Genomic DNA, 23310 nt, shown 5'->3' with positions numbered 1-23310 from the left:
CTGGTTAGTACCGTCTGGTCTTCTCCTTCGTGGGGATGGCTGGGAGTGGGAAGGGCAGGTTCAGGGGTCGTGGGGTATCGGGCACACTGTTGGGTCCTGAGGAAACGGGCGACCGGTTCCTTGGAGACAGGGCCATTGAAGAGTCCGGTGATTATCGGGCTTGGATGTGGATCGCTGTTTGTTGTTTGAGATTTGCATAGTGGACGCGAGCATCTTTGTGGCCAAGTTTTTTAGGGCACACGGTGGATGCCTTGGCATCAGGAGCCGATGAAGGACGTGGGAGGCTGCGATAAGCCTCGGGGAGTCGCCAACCAGACGTTGATCCGGGGATGTCCGAATGGGGAAACCTAGCACCAGTCATGTGGTGTTGCCTCCGCCTGAATGTATAGGGCGGTTGGTGGTAACGCGGGGAAGTGAAACATCTCAGTACCCGTAGGAAGAGAAAACAATAGTGATTCCGTGAGTAGTGGTGAGCGAAAGCGGATGAGGCTAAACCGGGCGTGTGTGATAGCCGGCAGGCGTTGCATGTTCGGGGTTGTGGGACCTTCCGGTGGCTTCTGCCGGAGCCACGAGCAGTGATAAATCCGTCTGATAGTCGAAGCCTCTGGGAAGGGGCGCCGTAGACCGTGAGAGCCGGGTAGGCGAAATTGGATGGACTGTTGGAGGGGATCCCAAGTAGCACGGGGCTCGAGGAATCCTGTGTGAATCTGCCAGGACCACCTGGTAAGCCTAAATACTCCCTGGTGACCGATAGTGCACGAGTACCGTGAGGGAAAGGTGAAAAGTGCCCCGGTGAGGGGTTGTGAAAGAGTACCTGAAACCGTGTGCCTACAAGCCGTAGGAGCTTAGCTGGGCTTGCTCAGCTGTGATGTGACTGCGTGCCTTTTGAAGAATGAGCCTGCGAGTTATGGTGTGTGGCGAGGTTAACCCGTGTGGGGGAGCCGTAGCGAAAGCGAGTCTGAAGAGGGCGTTTGAGTCGCATGCTGTAGACCCGAAGCGGGGTGATCTACGCATGGGCAGGTTGAAGCTCAGGTAAGACTGGGTGGAGGACCGAACCCACCAGGGTTGAAAACCTGGGGGATGATCTGTGTGTAGGGGTGAAAGGCCAATCAAACTCCGTGATAGCTGGTTCTCCCCGAAATGCATTTAGGTGCAGCGTTGCGTGTTTCTTGCCGGAGGTAGAGCACTGGATGGCCGATGGGCCCGACAAGGTTACTGACGTCAGCCAAACTCCGAATGCCGGTAAGTGAGAGCGTGGCAGTGAGACTGCGGGCGATAAGGTTCGTAGTCGAGAGGGAAACAGCCCAGATCACCGACTAAGGCCCCTAAGCGTGTGCTAAGTGGGAAAGGATGTGGAGTCGCAGAGACAACCAGGAGGTTGGCTTAGAAGCAGCCATCCTTGAAAGAGTGCGTAATAGCTCACTGGTCAAGTGATTCTGCGCCGACAATGTAGCGGGGCTCAAGCACACCGCCGAAGTCGTGGCACTGACAGGATCTTCGGGTTCTGTTGGTGGGTAGGGGAGCGTCGTGCAGCCGGTGAAGCAGCAGAGTGATCTAGTTGTGGAGGCTGTGCGAGTGAGAATGCAGGCATGAGTAGCGAATCGAGGGTGAGAAACCCTCGCGCCGGATGACCAAGGGTTCCTGGGCCAGGTTAATCCGCCCAGGGTAAGTCGGGACCTAAGGCGAGGCCGACAGGCGTAGTCGATGGACAACGGGTTGATATTCCCGTACCCGCTTCAACGCGCCCATACTGAACCCCTTGATACTAAGAGTCCTTAAGTCCCTCGGTCCTTCGGGATTGGGGTGAGGCTGAACGCTCGGCCTGATTGGGTAGTAGGTAAACGATGGGGTGACGCAGGAAGGTAGTCCAGCCCAGGCGATGGTTGTCCTGGGGTAAGCATGTAGGGCGGAACGTAGGCAAATCCGCGTTCCTTTTGCCTGAGATGTGATGCCGAGCCGATTGTGGTGAAGTGGATGATCCTATGCTGCCGAGAAAAGCCTCTAGTGAGTGTTGTGGCGGCCCGTACCCTAAACCGACTCAGGTGGTCAGGTAGAGAATACTAAGGCGATCGGGTGAACTGTGGTTAAGGAACTCGGCAAATTGCCCCCGTAACTTCGGGAGAAGGGGGACCTCTGCTGGTGATGGCACTTGCTGCTGGAGCTGGTGGGGGTCGCAGTGGCCAGGGGGAAGCGACTGTTTACTAAAAACACAGGTCCGTGCGAAGTCGTAAGACGATGTATACGGACTGACGCCTGCCCGGTGCCGGAACGTTAAGGGGACCGCTTAGCTGACGTAAGTTGGCGAAGGTGAGAACTTAAGCGCCGGTAAACGGCGGTGGTAACTATAACCATCCTAAGGTAGCGAAATTCCTTGTCGGGTAAGTTCCGACCTGCACGAATGGCGTAACGACTTCCCCGCTGTCTCAACCGCAGACCCGGCGAAATTGCACTACGAGTAAAGATGCTCGTTACGCGCAGCAGGACGGAAAGACCCCGGGACCTTCACTACAGCTTGACATTGGCGTTTGGAGCGTCTTGTGTAGGATAGGTGGGAGACTGGGAAGCTCGGACGCTAGTTCGGGTGGAGTCGTTGGTGAAATACCACTCTGGTCGTTTTGAACGTCTAACTCTGGTCCGTGATCCGGATCGGGGACAGTGTCTGGTGGGTAGTTTAACTGGGGCGGTTGCCTCCTAAAGGGTAACGGAGGCGCCCAAAGGTTCCCTCAGCCTGGTTGGCAATCAGGTGTTGAGTGTAAGTGCACAAGGGAGCTTGACTGTGAGACTGACGGGTCGAGCAGGAGCGAAAGCTGGGACTAGTGATCCGGCATCGGCGTGTGGAAGCGGTGTCGCTCAACGGCTAAAAGGTACCCCGGGGATAACAGGCTGATCTTCCCCAAGAGTCCATATCGACGGGATGGTTTGGCACCTCGATGTCGGCTCGTCGCATCCTGGGGCTGGAGTAGGTCCCAAGGGTTGGGCTGTTCGCCCATTAAAGCGGTACGCGAGCTGGGTTTAGAACGTCGCGAGACAGTTCGGTCCCTATCCGCTGCGCGCGTAGGAGACTTGAAAGGGGCTGTCCCTAGTACGAGAGGACCGGGACGGACGAACCTCTGGTGTGCCAGTTGTACCGCCAGGTGCACGGCTGGTTGGCTACGTTCGGAAGGGATAACCGCTGAAGGCATCTAAGCGGGAAGCTCGCCTTGAGATGAGGTCTCCCACCCACGTTGTGGGGTAAGGCTCCCGGGTGATGACCGGGTTGATAGGCCGGAGGTGGAAGCGCGGTAACGTGTGGAGCTGACCGGTACTAATAGGCCGAGGACTTGACCACAAAGCTTTTGCTCGCGTTCACTAGGCAATTCTGAGACAGCAAATGGTGTGCTGTTTCGTGGGGTTACGGCGGTTATGGCGGGAAGGAAACACCCGGTTACATTCCGAACCCGGAAGTTAAGCTTCTCAGCGCCGATGGTACTGCACTCGGGAGGGTGTGGGAGAGTAGGTCACCGCCGGACAATCTTTGATGAGAGGGGTCTTGGTATCTGGTTTCGGATACCAAGGCTCCTCTTTTTTGTGTGTGTTGGGGGTGGGGTTCTGGCATCTGTTGTGGTGTCGGAGCCCCTCTTTTGCATGCCTGGGCTTTTTTGTGTGTGCGGGCTTTTTGTGTGTCCGGGTTCTTTGGCTGGTGGTGGGTGGGTCGGGATTCGGCTGGTTCTGGTTTCTTAGGTCGACATATCGCTCGTCGGAGATGCGGTCTCTCGTCGGCTGCCAAAGCTTCAGGCGCGGGGTCGTGGTGCGCTTGACGGGCCTTTTCCTGCGGCTCTGGGGCGGCCTCTTGAATGGTCTACCGGAGCTGCTTCGCCGGTCTTATGCGGGGCTTTTTCGAGGGCGGAGGCATTCCTCTGCAGGAGCATTACCGTGGCGCTCAGAGGCGGTTCTTGCGCTCGGAAGCCCGGGGCGCTGAGGGGGCTTTGCGGCTTCTCTGAGGGCTCTGGCCGGGGTTGTCGGAGGCCCTCCGCGTTACGGGGGCGTACGGACCGGTGTGGGAGGTCAGTAGGGTTGAGGGGTGGATTATCGTGCGGTAGAACGCGCGATCATGGATCGTGGCGTCGAGTGGGATTTCGAGCCGACGCTCGATCGGATCGCGGCCCTTCTTGACCTGCTCGGCTCGCCGCAGCGGGCGTACCCCGTCATACACATCGCCGGCACCAACGGCAAGACGAGCACGGCGCGGCTGACCGAGGCGCTGCTGCGCGAGCGCAACCTGAGGGTGGGGCGGTTCACCAGCCCGCATCTGGTGTCGATGCGCGAGCGGATCACGGTGGACGGCGAGCCGCTGAGCGAGGAGCGCTTCGCGCAGGTTTACGAGGAGATCATCCCGTACGTCGAGCTGGCCGACACGCAAGGCCGGCGGATCCAGTTCTTCGAGCTGCTGACGGCGATGGCGTTCGCGGCGTTCGCGGACACGCCCGTCGACGTCGCGGTGATCGAGACCGGCATGGGCGGCTCGTGGGACGCGACGAACGTGGCGGACGGTGTGGTGTCCGTCATCACGCCCATCTCGCTCGACCACACCGACCGACTCGGGCCCGACATCCCCAGCATCGCGGCGGAGAAGGCCGGCATCATCAAGCAGGGGCAGACGGCGGTGCTCGCGCAGCAGGAGCTGGCGGCGGCTGAGGTGCTGATGCGCCGCGTGGCCGAGGTCGGCGCGGTGGTGGCGCGCGAGGGCCTGGAGTTCGGGGTCATGAGCCGGGAGGTGGCGATCGGCGGGCAGCTGATCACCTTCCGCGGGCTCAAGGGCGTCTACGACGACGTCTACCTGCCCCTGTACGGCGCTCATCAGGCGAGCAACGCCGTGTGCGCGCTGGCCGCGGTAGAGGCGCTGACCGGCGGCGACGACCAGCTCGACGTCGATCTGGTGCGCCAGGCGTTCGCGACGGCGTCCTCGCCGGGGCGGATGGAGGTGGTGCGGCGTTCGCCCACGGTGGTGATCGACGCGGCGCACAACCCCGGAGGCATGCAGGCGACGCTCGACGGGCTGCATGAGGCGTTCGACTTCGCCAAGGTGATCGGCGTGGTCGGCGTGATGCGGGACAAGGACGTCGAGGCGCTGCTCGAACTGCTGGAGCCGGTGCTCGACGAGGTCGTGCTCACGCGTAACTCCTCGCCCAGGTCGATGCCCGTGGCGGAGCTGGCCGCGCTGGCCGAGCCGATCTTCGGCGACGACCGCATCCACGTCGTCGAACGCCTCGACGACGCCATCGACCAGGCCATCGGCATCGCGGACGCCGAGGGCGAGTTCAGCGGCACGGGCGTGTTCATCACCGGGTCCGTCGTCACGGCCGGCGACGCGCGGTTGCTCCTCAAAGCGGACGGAACACCATGAAGTTCGACGTCACTCCAGGCATGCGCAGGCTCGGCGGCACCGTGCTCGGCATGGAGGCCATCGTCGCCGCGCTCGTCACGCCTGTGGCGATCAACGGCGGAGTGGCGACCGGGCTCGCCGTGACCGTCGGCATCGGGCTCGCCGTGCTGTGCGTGGTCATCGCGGGCCTGCTCAAGTGGCCGTTCGGGTACATCGCCGGGACCGTCGTGCAGGTGCTCGCGATCTGCACGGGGTTCCTCGTACCGACGATGTTCTTCCTCGGCGCGATCTTCGCCGCGCTGTGGATAACGGCGATTATCGTCGCTCGCCGTGTCGAGGGCGCTACTTCCCGCTAAAGTCGGCCACTATGGCCGTCCCCCAAGTACGCGGCCGCCGCTTCAGGCGCGCCCTAGTCGATCGTGGTCGCTCGACATTCTGCTCGGGCTCCTTATCGTGATCTCGCTGCCTCTGGCGGTGGTCGCGGTGCCCAACACGCTGTCCGTCGTCGCCGGGCTGCTGCCCCCCGACCTCGCCGGGGCCGGGCTCATGCGGACGCACGGGCTCGCGCTGCCAGCGCTGATGCTGGCGGTGCCGCTCGCGGTCGCGCTGACGCGGCGGGTGCCCGCGGCGCCGCTGCTGGTCGGCGCGCTGGCGCTGGTCGCCGTTTCCGACGCGGCGGGCGGCTACGCGGCGTCGGAGCTGCTCGTCGGCGTGGTGCGGGTGCTGCGCGGCCTCGGCTCCGGCGGGGTGCTGGCGATCACGCTCGTCGCCGTCTGGGACCGGGCGCCGGTGCTGCGCGGGCTGTGGGCGGGTGTGTTCGCGATGAGCCTGCTCACGGCGCAGGCGCTCGCGCTGTGGCCGCTGGACGAGGTGACGAGCTGGCGGGTGACGCTGCAGCCGTACCCGATGGTCACGGGCATCGCGCTGGGGCTTGCGGCCGTGCATCTGGTCGTGTGGATGATGGCCGGGCGGCCGGTCGGCGAGGGCTTCGAACGCGGCGAGCTGAAGCGGCTGCTGCTGCTCCTGGGGCCGGTGGCGGTGGTCGCCGCGGCGGCCGTCAGCACGGCGAGCGCCGGCTGGCGGTCCGGGGCGGTGATGCTGATCGCGGCGCTCGCGGTGACCGGTCTGCTGGGGCTCGCCTCGGTCGGCGGCGTGCACCGGCGTGTGATGGCGTACGTGATGGTGGCGGTCGGCGTGGTGCTGCTGCCGAGCGCGGCGCAGGTCACGATGGCCGAGATGGGCGGGCTCGGCGGTCCTGGGCTGCGGGGCCTGTGGGTGGCGTACACGGTGGCCGGAGTGCTCGCGATCCTGGCCGCGGTGGCGGTGCGGCTGCTCGCGCGCGGCGGCGGTCGCTGGCTCGTGCCGCTGGGGCTGCTGGCCATGGTGGTCGGGCTCTGCTCGGTGCGGCTCGTGGTGCCGTCGGCCGACGGGATGGTGCTGACGGTTCCGTTCAGCCTGCTCGCCGTGGGGGCGGCGGTCGCGGTCACGGCGGCGCTGCAGGAGGTCGGGGTCGGCGCGGCCGCGTACGGGCTGACGCTGTGCTGCACGGGCGTGCTGGCGGGGTTCCTGCTCGGCGCGGGCGTGCAGATGGCGATGCTGGAAGGCGTACGGTCGCCGCAGGAGCTGGTCGACGGCTTCATGGGGGCGCTGCACTGGTGGGCGCTGATCAGCGGTTTCCTGATGGTGGCGATCATCGTGCTGGCCGCGCTGACGGCACGGCGGCCCGGCAGGGATCCCGCGGTGCCCGAGACGCCCTGCGCGGGGCCGCTTGAGCCCACCGACGTGCTGCTCGTGTCCGCGCCCGCCGGCGACCGGCTCGCCGCTGAGGCGCCGGGCGTGGCCGAGCCCGTCGTGACGTGGGGGTCGCTGAGCCCGGGTGACAAGCCCGCACCCGCGGTGCCTCCTCCCGGGCAGTCGCCCGAGGACTCCGGCTCCAGGTGAGGTGCCGCCGTACGGGATCGCCCGAGGATGCCGGTTCCAGGTGAGGCGCCGCCGTACGGGATCGGATGAGGAGGAAACGAGGGTAGGGGCGCGCCACGGTAAGCTGAGTGCCCTGCTACGGCGGCGCGTGGGCGCGTGCCCCGCGACGCGACCTCGCGGCCAGGCCGGTGCCCGCGGCCGCGATCACACCCATGTTCGAAGGAGAACCCCACGTGTCCGAGCGCACTCTTGTCCTGATCAAGCCCGACGGGGTTAAGCGCGGCCTCATCGGTGACGTGATCGCCCGTGTGGAGCGCAAGGGCCTCAAGGTCGTGGCGATGGACCTGCGCACTCTCGACGCCGAAACCGCCAAGGCGCACTACGCCGAGCACGCCGAGAAGCCGTTCTTCGGCGAGCTGGTCGAGTTCATCACCTCGGGGCCGCTGGTCGCCATGGTCCTCGAGGGGCCGCGGGCCATCGAGTCCTTCCGCGCGCTGGCCGGCGCCACCGACCCGGTCAAGGCCGCCCCCGGCACGATCCGCGGCGACCACGCCCTCGAGATCGGCGAGAACGTCGTTCACGGCTCCGACTCGCCCGAGTCGGCCGCCAGGGAGATCAAGATCTTCTTCCCCGACCGGTTCTGAGCGATCCGCTTCGGCGAGCCCGCGCAGCCTCGGCTGCGCGGGCTTTTCTGTCGGTGGGGCGGCGTAGGGTTCTGGCATCGCGGACGCCGGGTGTGGGCGGCCGGGACCGCTGTGGCTCAAGTGGTGGATCGTTCCAGTCGGCTATCGGATGTTGTGGTGCAATCCGGGCAAAGCTGCGGTTGAGGTAGGGGCTGGAGATTTTTGACAGGCGCGATGGCTCATTGCGCGCATCGGTGGGTACGTCACGTTACGATTCGAATTCATTCCGTAGTCACTCGCGAACGACGTTACGGAGGGCTCCGTTCCCCATGGGCAGCAAGCTCGCGTTCCTCGGCCGTGACATGGCGGTCGACCTGGGCACCGCCAACACGTTGGTCTACGTGCGTGGCCGCGGCATCGTGCTCAACGAGCCGTCAGTCGTCGCGATCAACACGGCTACCAGCAAGATCGTGGCGGTCGGCATCGAGGCGAAGCGGATGATCGGCCGCACACCGGGCAACATCATCGCGGTCCGCCCGCTCAAAGACGGTGTGATCGCCGATTTCGACGTCACCGAACGGATGTTGCGCTACTTCATCCAGCGGGTGCACCGCAGACGTCATTTCGCCAAGCCGCGCATCATCATCGCCGTGCCGAGCGGCATCACGAGCGTGGAGCAGCGGGCGGTGAAGGAGGCCGGCGACCAGGCGGGGGCCAGGAAGGTCTACATCGTCGAGGAGCCCATGGCCGCGGCCATCGGAGCCGGGCTGCCCGTCCACGAGCCCACCGGCAACATGGTGGTCGACATCGGCGGCGGCACCACCGAGGTGGCGATCATCTCGATGGGCGGCGTGGTCACCAGCCAGTCGATCAGGATCGGCGGTGACGAGCTCGACCAGGCGGTGATCGCGTTCGCGAAGAAGGAATACTCGCTGATGCTGGGCGAGCGCACCGCCGAGGAGATCAAGATCGCCATCGGCTCCGCCTGCCCGATCGGCGAGGAGTCGCACGCGGAGGTGCGCGGGCGCGACCTGGTCAGCGGGCTGCCCAAGACCGTCATCGTGTCGAGCGAAGAGATCAGGAAGGCCACCGAGGAGCCGGTCAACGCGATCGTCGACGCGGTCAAGACCACGCTCGACAAGTGCCCGCCCGAGCTGTCCGGCGACATCATGGACCGTGGCATCGCGCTCACCGGCGGCGGGGCGCTGCTCAAGGGGCTCGACGAGCGGGTCAAGGCCGAGACCGGCATGCCGGTCCACCTGGTCGACAACGCGCTCGACTCGGTGGCCATCGGCTCCGGCAAGTGCGCGGAGGAGTTCGAGGCGCTCCAGCAGGTCCTGGTGCCGGAGTCGCGACACTGATGAGAGACTCACGCCGTGCCCGGCTCGTCCTGGGAGTGCTGCTTGCGGCCGCACTCGTCATCCTGACCGTCGACCACCGCACGGGTGACAGCTCGCCGCTGCGCCCGCTGCGCGCGGCCGGCGCCTACCTGTTCGGCACGGCGGAGCAGTTCAGCAGCGTGGTCGTGCAGCCCGTCGGCGCGTTCCTGCACGCGCTCGTCACCGCCCCGGCCGCGCAGGAGCGCATCGAGGCGCTCAAAGAGGAGAACGCGAAGCTGCGGGCCGGGCTGCTGGCGGGCAAGCTCGACGCCGACCGGTCCAAGGAGCTGAAGAAGATGCTCGGGCTGGCCGGCATCGGGGGCTACAAGACGGTCCCCGCCAACGTGATCGCCAGGCGCGGGCTGCCCGGGTTCGAGGATGCCGTGCAGATCGACGTGGGCACCGGCGACGGCGTACATCCGGAGATGACCGTCATCAACGGCGACGGGCTGGTGGGGCGGGTGCTTCAGGCGACCTCCCACACCTCGACGGTGGCGCTGATCAGCGATCCCGCCTCATCCGTCGGGGCACGCCTCGAGGGCGGCAAGGAGATCGGCGTCGTGCACGGCGTAGGCGAGCACGGGCGGCTGGTGCAGTTCCGGCTGCTCGACTCGACGGCGCCGCTGAGCAGGGGCGGGCGGATCGTCAGCTTCGGGTCGCAGAACTGGCGGCCGTACGTGCCGGGGGTGCCGATCGGGGTGATCGAGCGAGTGGAGTCCACGCCCGGCGAGCTCACCCGCATCGCCTACGCGCGGCCGTATGCGGACCTGACGGCGCTCGACGTGGTGGGCGTGGTGGTGGAGGCGCCCAAGCGCGACCCGCGCGACGCGGTGCTGCCTTCGAAGGAGACGGCGCGATGAGGCGAGGCGCGAGCGGTTACGGAAAGGGGGCGTGGTGATCGGCGGGTTCTCCGTGGTGCTGGCGCTGCTGGCGCAGGTCATGCTGGTCAACCGGATGGCGCTGCCCGGCGGCGGCGCGCCCGATCTGGTGCTGCTCGCCGTCATCGGCACCTCCCTGACCAGAGGGGCGGCGCCGGGGGCCGTGCTCGGGTTCTGCACCGGGCTGCTGGTCGACGTCATGCCGCCCACCGCGCATCTCGTGGGCCAATACGCGTTCGTGCTGGCGCTCGTCGGCTACGTCGCCGGGCGCGGCGCGGGCGGGCCCGTCACCACCGTCGTGCTGTGCGTACTGATGGCGCCGCTGCTCGCGGCGGCCGTGGGCGGCCTCATCTCCGACCCCCGCGTATCGCTGGCCACCCTCACCGAGCAGGTGCCGGTCACGATCGTCTACACGCTGCTGGTCTCGCCGATCGTGATCTGGCTGACGACTAGGGGCAGACAGGCGAGGTTCTCGACATGACCAGGATGCGGGCGCGGTTGCTGGTGCTGCACGTCATCGTGGTGACGCTGCTGGTCGTGCTGGCCATGCGGCTCTGGCAGGTGCAGGTCGTGCGCGGGCAGGAGTTCGTGACGCGGGCGACCGAGACCAGGACGCGGACGGTCATCGTGCCGGCCGTGCGCGGGCAGATCCTCGACGCCAAAGGACGCCCCCTGGTGCGCAACAAGACCGCGCTCGTCGTCTCCGTCGACCGCAACCAGCTCCTGCGGATGAAGGATCGCGGCATCGGCGTGCTCCGCAAGCTGTCGCAGGTGCTCGGCAAACCGGTCGCCGACCTGCAGCAGCGCATCACGCCCTGCGGGCCCGGGGTGGGCAAGCCGTGCTGGGCGGGGTCGCCGTACCAGCCGGTCCCGCTGGACGAGAAGGTCGACACCCGCGAGGCGCTGCAGATCCTGGAGCGTCAGGAGGAGTTCCCCGGGGTGACGGCGGAGATCCACTCCGTGCGGCAATACCCGCTGGGCCGGTCCGGGGCGCAGATGCTCGGCTACCTGCAGCCCGTCACCGAGGCCGAGCTGGAGAAGCGCGAAGGGCTCAAGGCCAGCTTCTCCGGGGTCGACCTGGTGGGGCGCGACGGGCTCGAATACGTCTACGACGACGCGCTGCGGGGCAAGGCCGGGTGGCGCAGGGTCCAGGTCGACCGCATGGGCAAGGCGCTCGGCGTCGAGGAACAGGTCACACCCGTCCCCGGCGACCACCTGGTGACCAGCATCGACGCGCGGGTGCAGCTGGTCGTGGAGAAGGCGCTCGACCGGGCCATGAAGTCGGCGCCCGCTGCCGACGGCGGGGCGGCGGTGGTGCTCGACGCCCGTACCGGGCGGGTGGTGGCGCTGGCCAGCGCGCCCAGCTACGACCCGGAGATCTGGGCGGGCGGCATCTCGGCGCGCGGCTACCAGTGGCTGCTGTCGGAGAAGTCGGGCAAGCCGCTCGTGTCGCGGGCGATCAACGGGCAGTTCGCGCCCGGCTCGACGTTCAAGATCACCTCGGTGACGGCGATGCTGCGAGCCGGCTATCCGCTCAACGGCACCTACGGCTGCCCCGGCTCCGTCAACGTGGGCGGGCGGGCGTTCAACAACTTCCGCGGCATCCCGCTGGGCACGCTCAGCCTCCACACGGCGCTGGTGAAGTCGTGCGACACGATCTTCTACAAGGCGGCCTATGAGCAGTACCTCAAGGACGGCGGGCGCTATCCGAAGAAGAAGCCGAAGGAGATCTTCGCGAACACCGCGCGGGCGTTCGGCTTCGGCTCGCCGACCGGGGTGGACCTGCCCGGCGAGTCCGCCGGCCGCATCCCCGACCGGGCCTGGAAGAAGGCCATGTGGCAGAGCACCAGCGCCACCAACTGCGAGCGGTCGCGCAAGGGGTACCCGGAGGTCAAGGACAAGGCGCGGGCCGAGTTCCTCAAGCGTCTGGCGCTGGAGAACTGCACCGAGGGCTTCCTGCTGCGGCCCGGTGACTCGGCCAACTTCTCCATCGGCCAGGGCGACGTGCTCGTCACGCCGATGCAGCTCGCGCGTGCCTACGCGGCGCTGGTGAGCGACGGCAAGGTGCGCAGCCCGCGCATCGGGTGGGCGCAGGTGCGGCCCGACGGCAAGGTCGTGCGGACCATCCCGGTGCCGGTCGTCGGCAAGCTGCCGCTGAGCGAGAAGGAGCGGCGCTACATCAAGAACGCGCTCAGCCACGTCGCCGAGGACGGCACCGCGGCGGGGGCCTTCGCCGGGTTCCCGATGAACAAGGTGCGCGTGGGCGGCAAGACCGGCACGGCGGAGGTCTGGGGCAAGCAGGACACCTCGTGGTTCGCGTCGTTCGCGCCGACGAAGAATCCTCAGTACGTCGTCGTCGTGATGGTCTCCCAGGGTGGCATGGGCGCCCAGACGGCCGCACCGGCTGCCAGGGAGATCTACGAGGGCATCTACGGCATCAAGCGCAAGCCCGCGGTGCCTGGTGGGCGGCTGACGACCCGGCTGCCCAGGTTCGCCCCCGACGGAACGGTGGCCGGGGGATGAGCGGGCTTGCGGTCGCCGGTGCTCGGGGCTTGAGCGGGCTCAGACCCCTTGGCGGCCTCAGCCGAAGCGGGCTCGGGGTCGGCGATGCTCGGGGCTTGAGCGGGTCAGCTGCCGGCAGCGGTCGGTGGATGACCTGGTATGGCGTCGGCGGGGGCCGCGGCGGGGGCGGGCTTGTCACCGGCGGTGGTCGTGGGAAGGGCGGGCTTGTGGCCGGGGGTGGTTGCGGCCTGAGCGGGCTTAGAGCCGGTGGGGCTCTGGGCCTGAGCGGGCTCAGGGCCATCAGGAGCCTGGGCGTGAGCGGGTCTGGAGCGGGTGGTGGCCACGGCGGGCTCGGGGCCGTGCGTGGTCGCCGGGCGAGCGGGCTTTCGGCCGAGGGTGGTCGCGGGGTGAGCGGGCTTTCGGCCGAGGGTGGTTGTGGTTTGGGAAGGCTCGGGGCCGAGGGGTGTCGGGGGGCGAGTGGGGGCGCGGGCCTTGGTCGTCTGGGACTGAGTGGGCTTGGGCTGGGGCTGGGACTGAGTGGGCTTGGGCGGGGGCTGAGTGGGGCCGGGGGCCTGGAGGGGAGGGGTGTGAGGTGAACGCGCGTACGGTGGCGATCCGGCGACCCTCCCTCCTGCGGCGGATGGCGCGCGAGAACTCCGTCGTGCGCAGGCTCGACGGGCTGATGCTGGTCGCCGTGCTGGGGCTGTCGGTGATCGGCACGCTGCTGGTGTGGTCGTCGACCAGGACGTGGGCGCCGGGATCCACGGGGCTGGTCAAGAAGCACATACTCAACGAGACCATCGGCATGGTGCTGTGCGGCCTCGTGGCGATGATCGACCATCGGGCGATGCGGGCGTACGCGCCATTGGTGTACCTGCTGTCGCTGGTCGGGCTCGGGCTGGTGCTGACGCCGCTGGGCGCGACGATCAACGGGTCGCACTCGTGGATCCTGCTGGGCGGCGGGTTCGCCGTGCAGCCGTCGGAGTTCGCGAAGGTGGGGCTGCTGCTCATCATCGCGATGCTGCTGGCGCAACCCGCGGAGGGCACCGACCGGCCACGCGGGCTGGATGTGGTGCTGGCGCTCGTCGCCGCCGGCGTCACCATGGGCATGGTCATGCTCCAGCCCGACCTGGGCACGGCGATGGTGCTCGCGATCATCACGGCGTCCGGGCTGGTCATCTCGGGAGTGCGCAAACGGGTCATCGCGCTGATGACGCTGGCCGCCGGGGCCGCGGTGTTCTCGGTGTTCTACTTCCAGATGCTGGAGCCGTACCAGGTGGCGCGGTTCACGGCGTTCGTCGATCCGAACGTGGACCCGCGCGGGGTCGGCTACAACAGCACCCAGTCCATGATCGCGATCGGGTCGGGGCAGCTGCTGGGCAAGGGGCTGCTCGGCGGCGGGCAGACGACCGGGCGGTTCGTGCCCGAGCAGCACACCGACTTCATCTTCACGGTGGCGGGGGAGGAGTTCGGGTTCCTCGGGTCGGTGACGGTGGTGATGCTGCTCGGCGTGGTGCTGCTACGCGGGCTGAAGATCGCCAGGCAGTGCGAGGACCGGTTCGGGACGCTGGTCGCGGGCACGATTGTGTGCTGGTTCGCGTTCCAGGCGTTCATCAACGTGGGGATGACGATCGGGATCATGCCGATCACCGGCCTGCCGCTGCCGTTCGTCTCCTACGGCGGTACCGCCACCTTCGCCAACCTGATCGCGGTCGGGTTGCTGCAGGCCATCAAGATCCGGCGGCAGTCGTTCGACTAGCGCCTGCCTGTCTGCCTGCCACTCTGCGCATCGTCTGCCGGTCTGCTCTTCTGTCAGTGCATCGCATGCTGGTCCTGCCCTCGTGGCGGTGCAGCAGCAGGCTAGCGAGTGCGCGTTCGGAGACGGTGGTGTTTGTGCTGGTCAGTGGGGTTTTGTGGGGTCGGTGCAGGGCGTGACGACGGGAAATGTGACGGCGGACTCGGCAGGTGCCGAGCGCCGCTACGCTTGGACGTATGCCTGTCGAGTCGATTTTCCACCGCCTGGAAGCGCTCCTGCCGAAGGTGCAGAAGCCCATCCAGTACGTCGGGGGTGAGCTCAACTCGACCGTCAAGGACTGGGACTCCGCCGACGTGCGGTGGGCGTTGATGTACCCGGACGCCTACGAGGTCGGGCTGCCCAACCAGGGCATCGCCATCCTCTACGAGATTCTCAACGAGCTGCCGGGCACGCTCGCCGAGCGCACGTACGCGGTCTGGCCGGACCTTGAGAAGCTCATGCGCGAAGAGGGCGTGCCGCAGTTCACCGTCGACGCGCACCGCCCGGTCCGCGCCTTCGACGTGCTCGGCGTGTCGTTCGCGACCGAGCTCGGCTACACCAACCTGCTGACCGCGCTCGACCTGGCCGGCATCCCGATGCTGGCCGTCGACCGCGGCGAGGACGACCCGATCGTGCTCGCGGGCGGCCACGCCGCCTTCAACCCCGAGCCGATCGCCGACTTCCTCGACGCGGCCGTGCTCGGCGACGGGGAGCAGATCTCCATCGCCATCACCGAGGTCATCCGCGAGTGGAAGGCGGAGGGCCGGCCGGGCGGCCGTGACGAGCTGCTCATGCGCCTCGCCGAGTCCGGCGGGGTCTACGTGCCGAAGTTCTACGACGTCGAATACCACCCCGACGGGCGCATCAGGCGCGTCGCGCCCAACCGGCCCGACGTGCCGTGGCGGGTGCACAAGCACACGGTGATGGACCTCGACGAGTGGCCGTACCCGAAGAAACCGCTCGTGCCGCTGGCCGAGACGGTGCACGAGCGGTTCAGCGTGGAGATCTTCCGCGGCTGCACGCGCGGGTGCCGCTTCTGCCAGGCAGGCATGATCACGCGTCCCGTACGCGAGCGCTCGATCACCACGATCGGCGCGATGGTCGAGAACGGCATCAAGCAGTCCGGCTTCAACGAGGTGGGCCTGCTGTCGCTGTCGTCCGCCGACCACTCCGAGATCGGCGACATCGCCAAGGGCCTCGCCGACCGCTATGAGGGCACCAACACCTCGCTGTCGCTGCCCTCGACCCGGGTCGATGCGTTCAACATCGACCTGGCCAACGAGTTCTCCAGGAACGGCAGGCGCTCGGGCCTGACGTTCGCGCCGGAGGGCGGCTCGGAGCGCATGCGCAAGGTGATCAACAAGATGGTCACCGAAGAAGACCTGATCCGCACCGTCACCACGGCCTACTCGCAGGGGTGGCGGCAGGTGAAGCTCTACTTCATGTGCGGGCTGCCCACCGAGCAGGACGAAGACGTGCTCGGCATCGCCGACCTGGCCAAGAAGGTCATCAAGGCGGGCCGTGAGGTGACCGGCAGCCGCGACATCCGCTGCACGGTCTCCATCGGCGGTTTCGTACCCAAGCCGCACACCCCGTTCCAGTGGGCGGCGCAGGCCGACCACGAGACCGTCGACAGGCGGCTCAAGGCGCTGCGCGACGCGCTGCGCAGCGACAAGGAGTACGGCCGCGCCATCGGCTACCGCTACCACGACGGCAAGCCGTCCATCGTGGAGGGGCTGCTGTCGCGGGGCGACCGCAGGGTCGGCGCCGTCATCAGGGCCGTCTGGGAGGACGGCGGCCGCTTCGACGGGTGGAGCGAGTACTTCTCGTACGAGCGCTGGATGAAGGCCGCCGAGAAGGTCGGCGTCGACGTCGACTGGTACACCACCCGCGAGCGCGAGGAGAACGAGGTCCTGCCGTGGGACCACCTCGACGCCGGGCTCGACCGCGAGTGGCTGTGGCAGGACTGGCAGGACGCCATCTCCGGCGGCGAGGTCGAGGACTGCCGCTGGACCCCGTGCTACGACTGCGGCGTGTGCCCGACCATGGGCACCGAGATTCAGATCGGCCCGACGGGGCGGAAACTCCTTCCTCTGACGGTGGTCTAGCGCGCTCAGTGGGCGAGCCGTGTCTCGGCGTACACGTTCACGCGCGAACGCGGCTTATCCTGAGACGTAGGAACTCTTACAAGGGAAGGACGACAAGCTCTGAAACCTGTTCCCGACGGGCCACCGCCCGCGCCCACGGTGCAGCGCCTTCGTGTGCGTTACGCCAAGCGCGGCCGCCTGCGCTTCACCAGCCACCGCGACATCTCGCGGGCCGTCGAGAGGGCGGTCCGCCGTGCCGGCATTCCGGTGGCCTACAGCGCGGGCTTCTCGCCCCACCCGAAGATCTCCTACGCGGGCGCGGCGCCGACCGGCGTCGCCAGCGAGGCCGAATACCTCGAGATCGGTGTCACCGCGCAGTGCGACCCTGACCAGGTCAGACAGGGCCTGGACGCGTCGCTGCCGCCCGGTCTCGACGTTCTCGACGTTGTGGAGGCGGGCCCGGGGGGCCTGGCCGACCGCTTGGAGGTCTCCGACTGGGAGGTGCGGCTGCCCGGTGCCGACCGCGAGCTCGCCGAGGTGGCGGTGGAGAAGTTCCTCGCGGCAGGCACGGTGGAGGTCGAGCGCCTCACCAAGAAGGGCCCCCGTCGCTTCGACGCGCGGGAGGCCGTCGTGAGGCTCACGGTGTCCGAGGGAACCGCCAGAACCGCAGCTCAGGTGCAAGAGGAGCCGTGTGTCATACTGCGCATGGTTGTTCGGCACATGACGCCTGCCGTTCGACCCGACGACGTGCTCACAGGGCTGCGCCTTGTGGCCGACTTCGCGCCGCCGGTTCCCCCCGAGGTGACCAGGCTGGCGCAGGGGCCGCTCGACGCGACTACTGGTGCGCTTGCCGATCCGCTCGGCCTGGACCGCGACGACACGCGCGGCGGCGAGGCGGAACCGGCGGGTGAGCACGTCGCCGGTTAAGGACGTGCCCGGCGAGAGCCGAGCACGACCGCTGACAGGACTTGGCGCCGGCGCGCTCTCATCGAGAGCGCCGGCGGACAACGAGACACGAGGGCTCCTGCGCGGCGCGGCGACGCGCCCGGGAGCTGACGGGAGAGCGCCCGCATGCTCGACAACGAGCCCAACGCCGGGGCCACTGGCCCTGACGGGGAGACAAATGAACAGCCCCAGGTGACCAGGCGTCGCCGCTCCAGCAGGCCCGCGGGCCCTCCGCCGGAGCTGCCAGAGGAGCCGGCGTCCGTGCCGGTCACCGTCGCCGCCGCGAGGACGGCGCCGGCGGTGGTCAAGGTGGAGCCGGTGCAGATCAACGCCGTGCAGCGCGCGGCGGGTGAGCCGGCGCCCGAGCTGCTCGCCGCCGTGGACGACACGCCGAAGGTGAAGACCGTTCCAGCCGGTACGGCCATGCTGGCCACGCCTGCCGTGGAGACCGTGCCGAGCGGCGCGTCGGGGACGAGCCGGACCGAGAACGGCCAGGTGACCGGGGTTGAGGCGGCCGAGGAGGCCGCCGCCGAGAAGCCGAAGAAGACCACGAGGACGCGTTCCACCGCCACGACGACGCGGCGGCGTGCGACCAAGAAGGCCGCTGAGGCGGAGGCTCAGGAAGAGCCCGCCGAGGGTGCGGCCGCCGCGCAGGAGAAGCCTGCCGAGGCTGAGGTCCCCGCGCCGGCCAAGCGGACCAGGACGCGGAAGAAGGCCGCGGCGACGGCCGAGACCGCCGCCGATGCGCAGCCGGCCGAAGGCGCCGCCGCCGCGGGCGGTGAGACCGCCGCCGGTGCCGCGACCGCTGACGGCACGGCGGCCGGCCATGGTGCGGCCGCTGACGGTACAGCGGCCGATGCCGGTGCCGCGGCGGAGGGCGTTCAGGACGCCGGTGCCGTTGCCGGCGAGACCGCTGCCGCCGCCGCTGAGGCCGGTGAGGAGGCGCCTGCCCGGCGGACGCGGACGACGCGTACCCGCACCAGGACGACCGGCACGACCAGGCGCAGCCGCGCCGCCCGCGCCGCCGAGGAGAGCGCCGAGGGCGAGCCTGAGGCGAGCGCAGAGGCCGCGGCAGGGGCGGAGGCGACGGCGACCACCGAGGTGGCCGGTGCGCAGGCCGGAGAGGCCGCTCAGAGCGCCGAGGCCGCGGCCGGCGCCACAGCCGGCGACCAGGACGCCGAGGTCGCCGCGAGCGCTGAGACCACCGCGGACGTGACCGCGCAGGCCGCCGCAGCCGGGAGCGCCGAGGCCGGCCGGGACGACGATGACGTCGTCGAGACCCTGCCCGAGGACGAGCCGCTCGACGACGAGCCCGCCGGCGAGGACCTCGACGAGGACACCGTGCGGCCGAGCCTGCTCGCCGACCCGTTCGCGCTGAACGCGCGCAGGGAGTCCGAGCCCGGCACCGCGTTCCTGCGGCCCGCCGCGATCTTCGAGCCGCTGTTCCAGGCGCCCGACCCGAGCAAGGCCAAGCCGGCCGTGCCGCGCAGGACCGAGCCGGAGCCCGAGCCCGACCTGGCCGACGCCGACGACGTCGTGGACGAGACGGTCACCGACGAGGAGACCGACCTCGACGCGCCCGACGAGCACGAGGAAGAGACCGGCGGCCGCCGCCGTCGCCGCCGCAGGGGCGGCCGTGGCCGCGGCAAGTCCCGCGAGCGCGACGAGTCCGAGGACACCGAAGAGCCGCAGCCGGAGGAAGAGCACGAGGAGGAGCCGGTCGCCGAGGAGGCGCCGCAGGAGGAAGAGGTCTCCACCTCGCGCCGCCGTCGCCGTCGCCGCCGCAGGGGCACCGACGAGAACGTCGAGCCGGCCAGCGACGACCCGCCGAACACGGTGGTGCGCATCCGCGCGCCGCGCTCCGGCCGTACGGCGGCGCTCGACACCGCCACCGACGGCGTGCAGAGCGTGCGCGGCTCGACCAGGCTCGAGGCCAAGAAGCAGCGCCGCCGCGAGGGGCGCGAGCTGGGCCGCCGGCGTCCGCCGATCATCACCGAGTCGGAGTTCCTGGCCCGCCGCGAGTCGGTCGACCGGATGATGGTGGTGCGCCGCCAGGGCGACCGTACGCAGATCGCGGTGCTCGAGGACGGCGTGCTCGTCGAGCACTACGTCAACCGCGAGGCCAGCCAGTCGTACGTGGGCAACGTCTACCTCGGCAAGGTGCAGAACGTGCTGCCCTCGATGGAGGCGGCGTTCGTCGACATCGGCAAGGGCAGGAACGCCGTCCTGTACGCCGGTGAGGTGAACTTCGACACCGTCGGTCTGGAGGGGCAGCCGAAGCGGATCGAGTCGGCGCTGAAGTCCGGCCAGTCGGTGCTGGTGCAGGTCACCAAGGACCCGATCGGCCACAAGGGCGCGCGGCTCACCTCCCAGATCAGCCTGCCAGGGCGTTACCTCGTCTACGTTCCCGACGGGTCGATGACCGGCATCAGCCGCAAGCTGCCCGACAAGGAGCGCAGCCGCCTCAAGAGCATCCTGAAGAAGGTCATGCCGGAGAACGCCGGCGTGATCGTGCGCACGGCGGCCGAGGGCGCCTCGGAGGAGGAGCTGGCCCGCGACGTGGCCAGGCTGTCGGCGCAGTGGGAGAACATCCAGAAGAAGGCCAAGTCGGCCAGCCCGCCCGAGCTGCTGTCGGCCGAGCCGGACCTGACGATCCGGGTCGTGCGTGACGTCTTCAACGAGGACTTCACGAACCTGGTGGTGCAGGGCGACGACGCCTGGGACACGGTGGACGAGTACGTCAAGTACGTGGCTCCCCACCTGGCCGAGCGGCTGTCGAAGTGGGACACCGAGCAGGGCGACGTCTTCGAGCAGTACCGCATCGACGAGCAGCTGGCCAAGGCGCTCGAGCGCAAGGTGTGGCTGCCGAGCGGCGGTTCGCTGGTCATCGACCGCACCGAGGCGATGACCGTCGTCGACGTCAACACCGGCAAGTTCACCGGCCAGGGCGGCAACCTGGAGGAGACCGTCACCAGGAACAACCTGGAGGCGGCCGAGGAGATCGTCCGCCAGCTCCGGCTGCGCGACATCGGCGGCATCATCGTCATCGACTTCATCGACATGGTGCTGGAGTCCAACCGCGACCTGGTGCTGCGGCGGCTGCTTGAGTGCCTGGCCCGCGACAGGACCAAGCACCAGGTGGCCGAGGTCACCTCGCTGGGCCTGGTCCAGATGACCCGTAAGCGGGTCGGCCAGGGGCTGCTTGAGGCGTTCTCGACGCCGTGCGAGTGCTGCAACGGGCGTGGCCTGCTGATTTCGACCGAGCCGGTCGAGAGCAAGCCCGAGCCGCGCGGCACGCAGGGCAAGATGGCGGTCGAGAAGGCGGTCGCGGAGAAGGTTTCCGCGGCCAAGGACACCTCAGGCCGTGATACCGTGACCGGTGCGCTTGATGACGTCCCGGCTGAGGACGACCAGGCAAACCAGACTTCCGGCAGGGGGCGGCGACGCTCGCGCCGAGCCAAGTCCGCCGAGTAGCTCTCGGCGAGCTTCCGACGATCCGTCCGGTTCGCCTAGGGGCCCGGTAATCCGGTACCCTGGTGAACCGGTGCGTCAGGTGACGTGCCCTGTTGGCGCGCTTACTAAGGTTCGTCGGTCACAGACCGGCCGAATGACGGGCGCAGCATTCGGCGGCCTCCTCTCCGTGAGGCGGCTGATGATCGAAAGCAACAGTGAGTCAGTAGAAGGGTTCCGCGGTGTACGCGATCGTTCGTTGCGGCGGCAGGCAGCAGAAGGTCTCCGTCGGTGACGTCCTCGAGGTGGACAAGGTCGCCGGCGAGGTCGGCTCTTCGGTAGCGCTGCCGACGGTGCTCGTCGTCAACGATGGCGACGTGACGACCGAGGCGGGCAAGTTCACGGTCAACGCCGAGATCATCGGTGAGACCAAGGGCCCGAAGATCAACATCCTCAAGTACAAGAGCAAGACCGGTTACAAGAAGCGCCAGGGCCACCGCCAGCGGTACACCCAGGTGAAGATCACCGGCATCGAGCAGGCCTGACGGGAGTTTGAGAGATGGCACACAAGAAGGGCGCGTCGTCCACCCGGAACGGTCGTGACTCCAACGCCCAGCGGCTTGGTGTGAAGCGCTTCGGCGGCCAGCTGGTGAACGCGGGCGAGATCATCGTCCGTCAGCGCGGCACCCACTTCCACCCCGGCGACAACGTCGGCCGTGGTGGCGATGACACGCTGTTCGCGCTCAAGGCGGGCCACGTGCAGTTCGGCGTCAAGCGCGGCCGGCGAGCCGTGAGCATCGTTCCCGTCGCGGAGTAAGGTTCCTCCTTCTCCTTCGACTTTTCAGGGGTGGATCGACCGATCGCGTGTCGATCCGCCCCTTTTGCTGTTCGTACGGCCGGGATGCTCCCATAACGGCCGGGGCGTTTGGGTATGAGAGGCCTCCTTGCGGGGCGATGGAGGGATAAGGGCATGCCGGACTTCGTGGACCAGGTGGTCCTGCACGTCAAGGCCGGTGACGGAGGGAACGGATGCGCCTCCATCCACCGGGAGAAGTTCAAGCCGCTCGGCGGCCCCGACGGGGGCAACGGCGGGCGCGGGGGCGACGTCATCTTGGAGGTCGACCCCAACACGGCGACCCTGCTCGACTACCACCGCCGCCCGCACCGCAAGGCGCCCAACGGCAAGCAGGGGCAGGGCTCACACCGCGACGGCGCCAACGGCGACGACGTGATCCTGCCGGTGCCCAACGGCACCGTGGTCAAGGACGCCGCCACAGGTGAGGTGCTGATCGACCTCGTGGGCGCCGGTACGCGGTACGTCATCGCGCAGGGCGGCCGTGGCGGTCTGGGCAACGCGGCCCTGGCCACCGCCAAGCGCAAGGCGCCCGGGTTCGCGCTGCTCGGCGAGCCGGGCGACGAGCTCGACGTGGTGCTGGAGCTGAAGAGCGTCGCGGATGTCGCGCTGGTCGGGTTCCCGAGCGCGGGCAAGAGCTCGCTCATCGCGGCGCTGAGCGCGGCCAAGCCGAAGATCGCCGACTACCCGTTCACCACGCTGATCCCCAACCTGGGCGTGGTGACCGCGGGCGAGAACGTGTTCACGGTCGCCGACGTCCCCGGGCTGATCCCCGGCGCGTCGGAGGGCAAGGGGCTCGGGCACGAGTTCCTGCGCCACGTCGAACGCTGCGACATGCTCGTGCACGTCATCGACTGCGCGACCATGGAGCCGGGCCGCGACCCGATCACCGACTACGAGGTCATCGAGGCCGAGCTGCACGCGTACGGGAAGCTGGAGGACCGGCCGCGGCTCGTCGTGCTCAACAAGACCGACGTGCCCGACGCGCGTGAGCTGGCCGAGCTGGTCAGGCCCGAGTTCGAGGAGCGGGGGCTGCGGGTCTTCACGATCTCGGCGGCGACCCGCGAGGGGCTGCGCGAGCTGGCGTACGCGATGGGCGAGTGGGTCGCCGCGGCCAGGGCCGCCAAGCCGATCGAGGAGCCCACGCGCCTGGTGATCAGGCCCAAACAGCTCGGCGAGGCCGGGTTCCAGGTGCGGCGGGTCAACGACAACCTGTTCCAGATCACCGGCGAGAAGCCGGAACGGTGGATCAGGCAGACCGACTTCACCAACGACGAGGCCGTCGGCTACCTCGCCGACCGGCTGGAGCGGCTGGGAGTCGAGGAGGAGCTGGTCAAGGCCGGGGCCGAGCCCGGGGCCGAGGTGGTCATCGGGCCGATGGAGGGCGGTTACGTCTTCGACTGGCAGCCGACGGTGAACGCCGAGTCCGTACGGCAGGGGCCGCGCGGCACCGACAACCGGCTCGGCTGACCACAGCGCCGGCCGGTTCGTTCACGGACGGCCGGCCCCGCACCGG

The 23310-nt window shown here is 68.4% G+C and carries 15 protein-coding genes and 2 rRNA genes; all 17 read left to right on the top strand.

Translation table 11 applies throughout. The features are described 5' to 3' along the window. The first annotated feature begins 219 nt into the window (after positions 1 to 219). Positions 220 to 3328, top strand: a 23S ribosomal RNA gene (locus ACFMQL_RS04890). A 64-nt stretch (positions 3329 to 3392) separates the two neighbouring features. After that, positions 3393 to 3509 (top strand): 5S ribosomal RNA (rrf, locus tag ACFMQL_RS04885). 581 nt (positions 3510 to 4090) lie between these two features. Beyond that, entirely contained in the window at positions 4091 to 5383 is a 1293-nt protein-coding gene (locus tag ACFMQL_RS04880; RefSeq protein WP_364067191.1) for a folylpolyglutamate synthase/dihydrofolate synthase family protein, read from the top strand. Then, positions 5380 to 5718, top strand: a complete 339-nt coding sequence (locus tag ACFMQL_RS04875; RefSeq protein WP_364067189.1) for a DUF4233 domain-containing protein — start codon at positions 5380 to 5382, stop codon at positions 5716 to 5718. Before ACFMQL_RS04880 ends, ACFMQL_RS04875 begins: the two co-directional genes overlap by 4 nt. Positions 5719 to 5815: 97 nt before the next feature. Further along, positions 5816 to 7303, top strand: a complete 1488-nt coding sequence (locus ACFMQL_RS04870; RefSeq protein WP_378784699.1) for a hypothetical protein — start codon at positions 5816 to 5818, stop codon at positions 7301 to 7303. Between the two features lie 212 nt (positions 7304 to 7515). Next, on the top strand, positions 7516 to 7926 hold the full coding sequence (gene ndk, locus ACFMQL_RS04865; protein ID WP_364067185.1) for a nucleoside-diphosphate kinase: 411 nt from the start codon (positions 7516 to 7518) through the stop codon (positions 7924 to 7926). 308 nt (positions 7927 to 8234) lie between these two features. Further along, positions 8235 to 9266 carry a rod shape-determining protein gene (locus ACFMQL_RS04860; RefSeq protein ID WP_378784698.1) on the top strand — a complete coding sequence of 344 codons (1032 nt, stop codon included), beginning with the start codon at positions 8235 to 8237 and terminating at the stop codon, positions 9264 to 9266. Continuing rightward, complete coding sequence (mreC, locus tag ACFMQL_RS04855) at positions 9266 to 10144, top strand: rod shape-determining protein MreC (RefSeq protein WP_378784697.1); 879 nt, start codon at positions 9266 to 9268, stop codon at positions 10142 to 10144. The genes ACFMQL_RS04860 and mreC overlap by 1 nt, the downstream gene beginning before the upstream one ends. Before the next feature lie 34 nt (positions 10145 to 10178). Further along, positions 10179 to 10643, top strand: coding sequence for a rod shape-determining protein MreD (mreD, locus tag ACFMQL_RS04850; RefSeq protein WP_364067179.1), 465 nt, complete (start codon positions 10179 to 10181; stop codon positions 10641 to 10643). Then, positions 10640 to 12685 (top strand): penicillin-binding protein 2, encoded by a 2046-nt coding sequence (mrdA, locus tag ACFMQL_RS04845; protein ID WP_364067177.1) that lies wholly within the window; start codon positions 10640 to 10642, stop codon positions 12683 to 12685. The genes mreD and mrdA overlap by 4 nt, the downstream gene beginning before the upstream one ends. A 571-nt stretch (positions 12686 to 13256) precedes the next feature. Then, positions 13257 to 14423 (top strand): rod shape-determining protein RodA, encoded by a 1167-nt coding sequence (gene rodA, locus ACFMQL_RS04840; protein ID WP_364067175.1) that lies wholly within the window; start codon positions 13257 to 13259, stop codon positions 14421 to 14423. Positions 14424 to 14656: 233 nt separating this feature from the next. Beyond that, on the top strand, positions 14657 to 16567 hold the full coding sequence (locus ACFMQL_RS04835; protein WP_364067173.1) for a TIGR03960 family B12-binding radical SAM protein: 1911 nt from the start codon (positions 14657 to 14659) through the stop codon (positions 16565 to 16567). Between the two features lie 153 nt (positions 16568 to 16720). Next, a complete protein-coding gene (locus ACFMQL_RS04830) occupies positions 16721 to 17473 on the top strand; it encodes a TIGR03936 family radical SAM-associated protein (protein WP_378784695.1) in 753 nt (250 codons plus the stop codon). A 279-nt stretch (positions 17474 to 17752) separates the two neighbouring features. Continuing rightward, positions 17753 to 20965, top strand: a complete 3213-nt coding sequence (locus ACFMQL_RS04825; RefSeq protein WP_378784694.1) for a ribonuclease E/G — start codon at positions 17753 to 17755, stop codon at positions 20963 to 20965. A gap of 218 nt (positions 20966 to 21183) precedes the next feature. After that, positions 21184 to 21486, top strand: a complete 303-nt coding sequence (gene rplU / locus ACFMQL_RS04820) for a 50S ribosomal protein L21 (protein WP_364067168.1) — start codon at positions 21184 to 21186, stop codon at positions 21484 to 21486. 14 nt (positions 21487 to 21500) lie between these two features. Further along, a complete protein-coding gene (gene rpmA, locus ACFMQL_RS04815) occupies positions 21501 to 21758 on the top strand; it encodes a 50S ribosomal protein L27 (protein WP_364067166.1) in 258 nt (85 codons plus the stop codon). Between the two features lie 153 nt (positions 21759 to 21911). Beyond that, positions 21912 to 23264 carry a GTPase ObgE gene (obgE, locus tag ACFMQL_RS04810; RefSeq protein WP_364067164.1) on the top strand — a complete coding sequence of 451 codons (1353 nt, stop codon included), beginning with the start codon at positions 21912 to 21914 and terminating at the stop codon, positions 23262 to 23264. The last annotated feature ends 46 nt before the right edge of the window (positions 23265 to 23310 follow it).

The organism is Nonomuraea fastidiosa (assembly GCF_042751225.1).
Lineage (GTDB): Bacteria > Actinomycetota > Actinomycetes > Streptosporangiales > Streptosporangiaceae > Nonomuraea > Nonomuraea fastidiosa.
The sequence above is the reverse complement of the archived record's forward strand: the minus strand, read 5'-3'. Positions and strand labels throughout refer to the sequence as shown.

Excerpts from the sequence above, each read along its gene's own strand:
- ACFMQL_RS04880 (WP_364067191.1), top strand. The coding sequence starts at position 4,091 with ATGGATCGTGGCGTCGAGTGGGATTTCGAGCCGACGCTCGATCGGATC.
- ACFMQL_RS04875 (WP_364067189.1), top strand. The coding sequence starts at position 5,380 with ATGAAGTTCGACGTCACTCCAGGCATGCGCAGGCTCGGCGGCACCGTG.
- ACFMQL_RS04860 (WP_378784698.1), top strand. The coding sequence starts at position 8,235 with ATGGGCAGCAAGCTCGCGTTCCTCGGCCGTGACATGGCGGTCGACCTG.
- mreC (WP_378784697.1), top strand. The coding sequence starts at position 9,266 with ATGAGAGACTCACGCCGTGCCCGGCTCGTCCTGGGAGTGCTGCTTGCG.
- mrdA (WP_364067177.1), top strand. The coding sequence starts at position 10,640 with ATGACCAGGATGCGGGCGCGGTTGCTGGTGCTGCACGTCATCGTGGTG.
- ACFMQL_RS04835 (WP_364067173.1), top strand. The coding sequence starts at position 14,657 with ATGCCTGTCGAGTCGATTTTCCACCGCCTGGAAGCGCTCCTGCCGAAG.
- rpmA (WP_364067166.1), top strand. The coding sequence starts at position 21,501 with ATGGCACACAAGAAGGGCGCGTCGTCCACCCGGAACGGTCGTGACTCC.
- obgE (WP_364067164.1), top strand. The coding sequence starts at position 21,912 with ATGCCGGACTTCGTGGACCAGGTGGTCCTGCACGTCAAGGCCGGTGAC.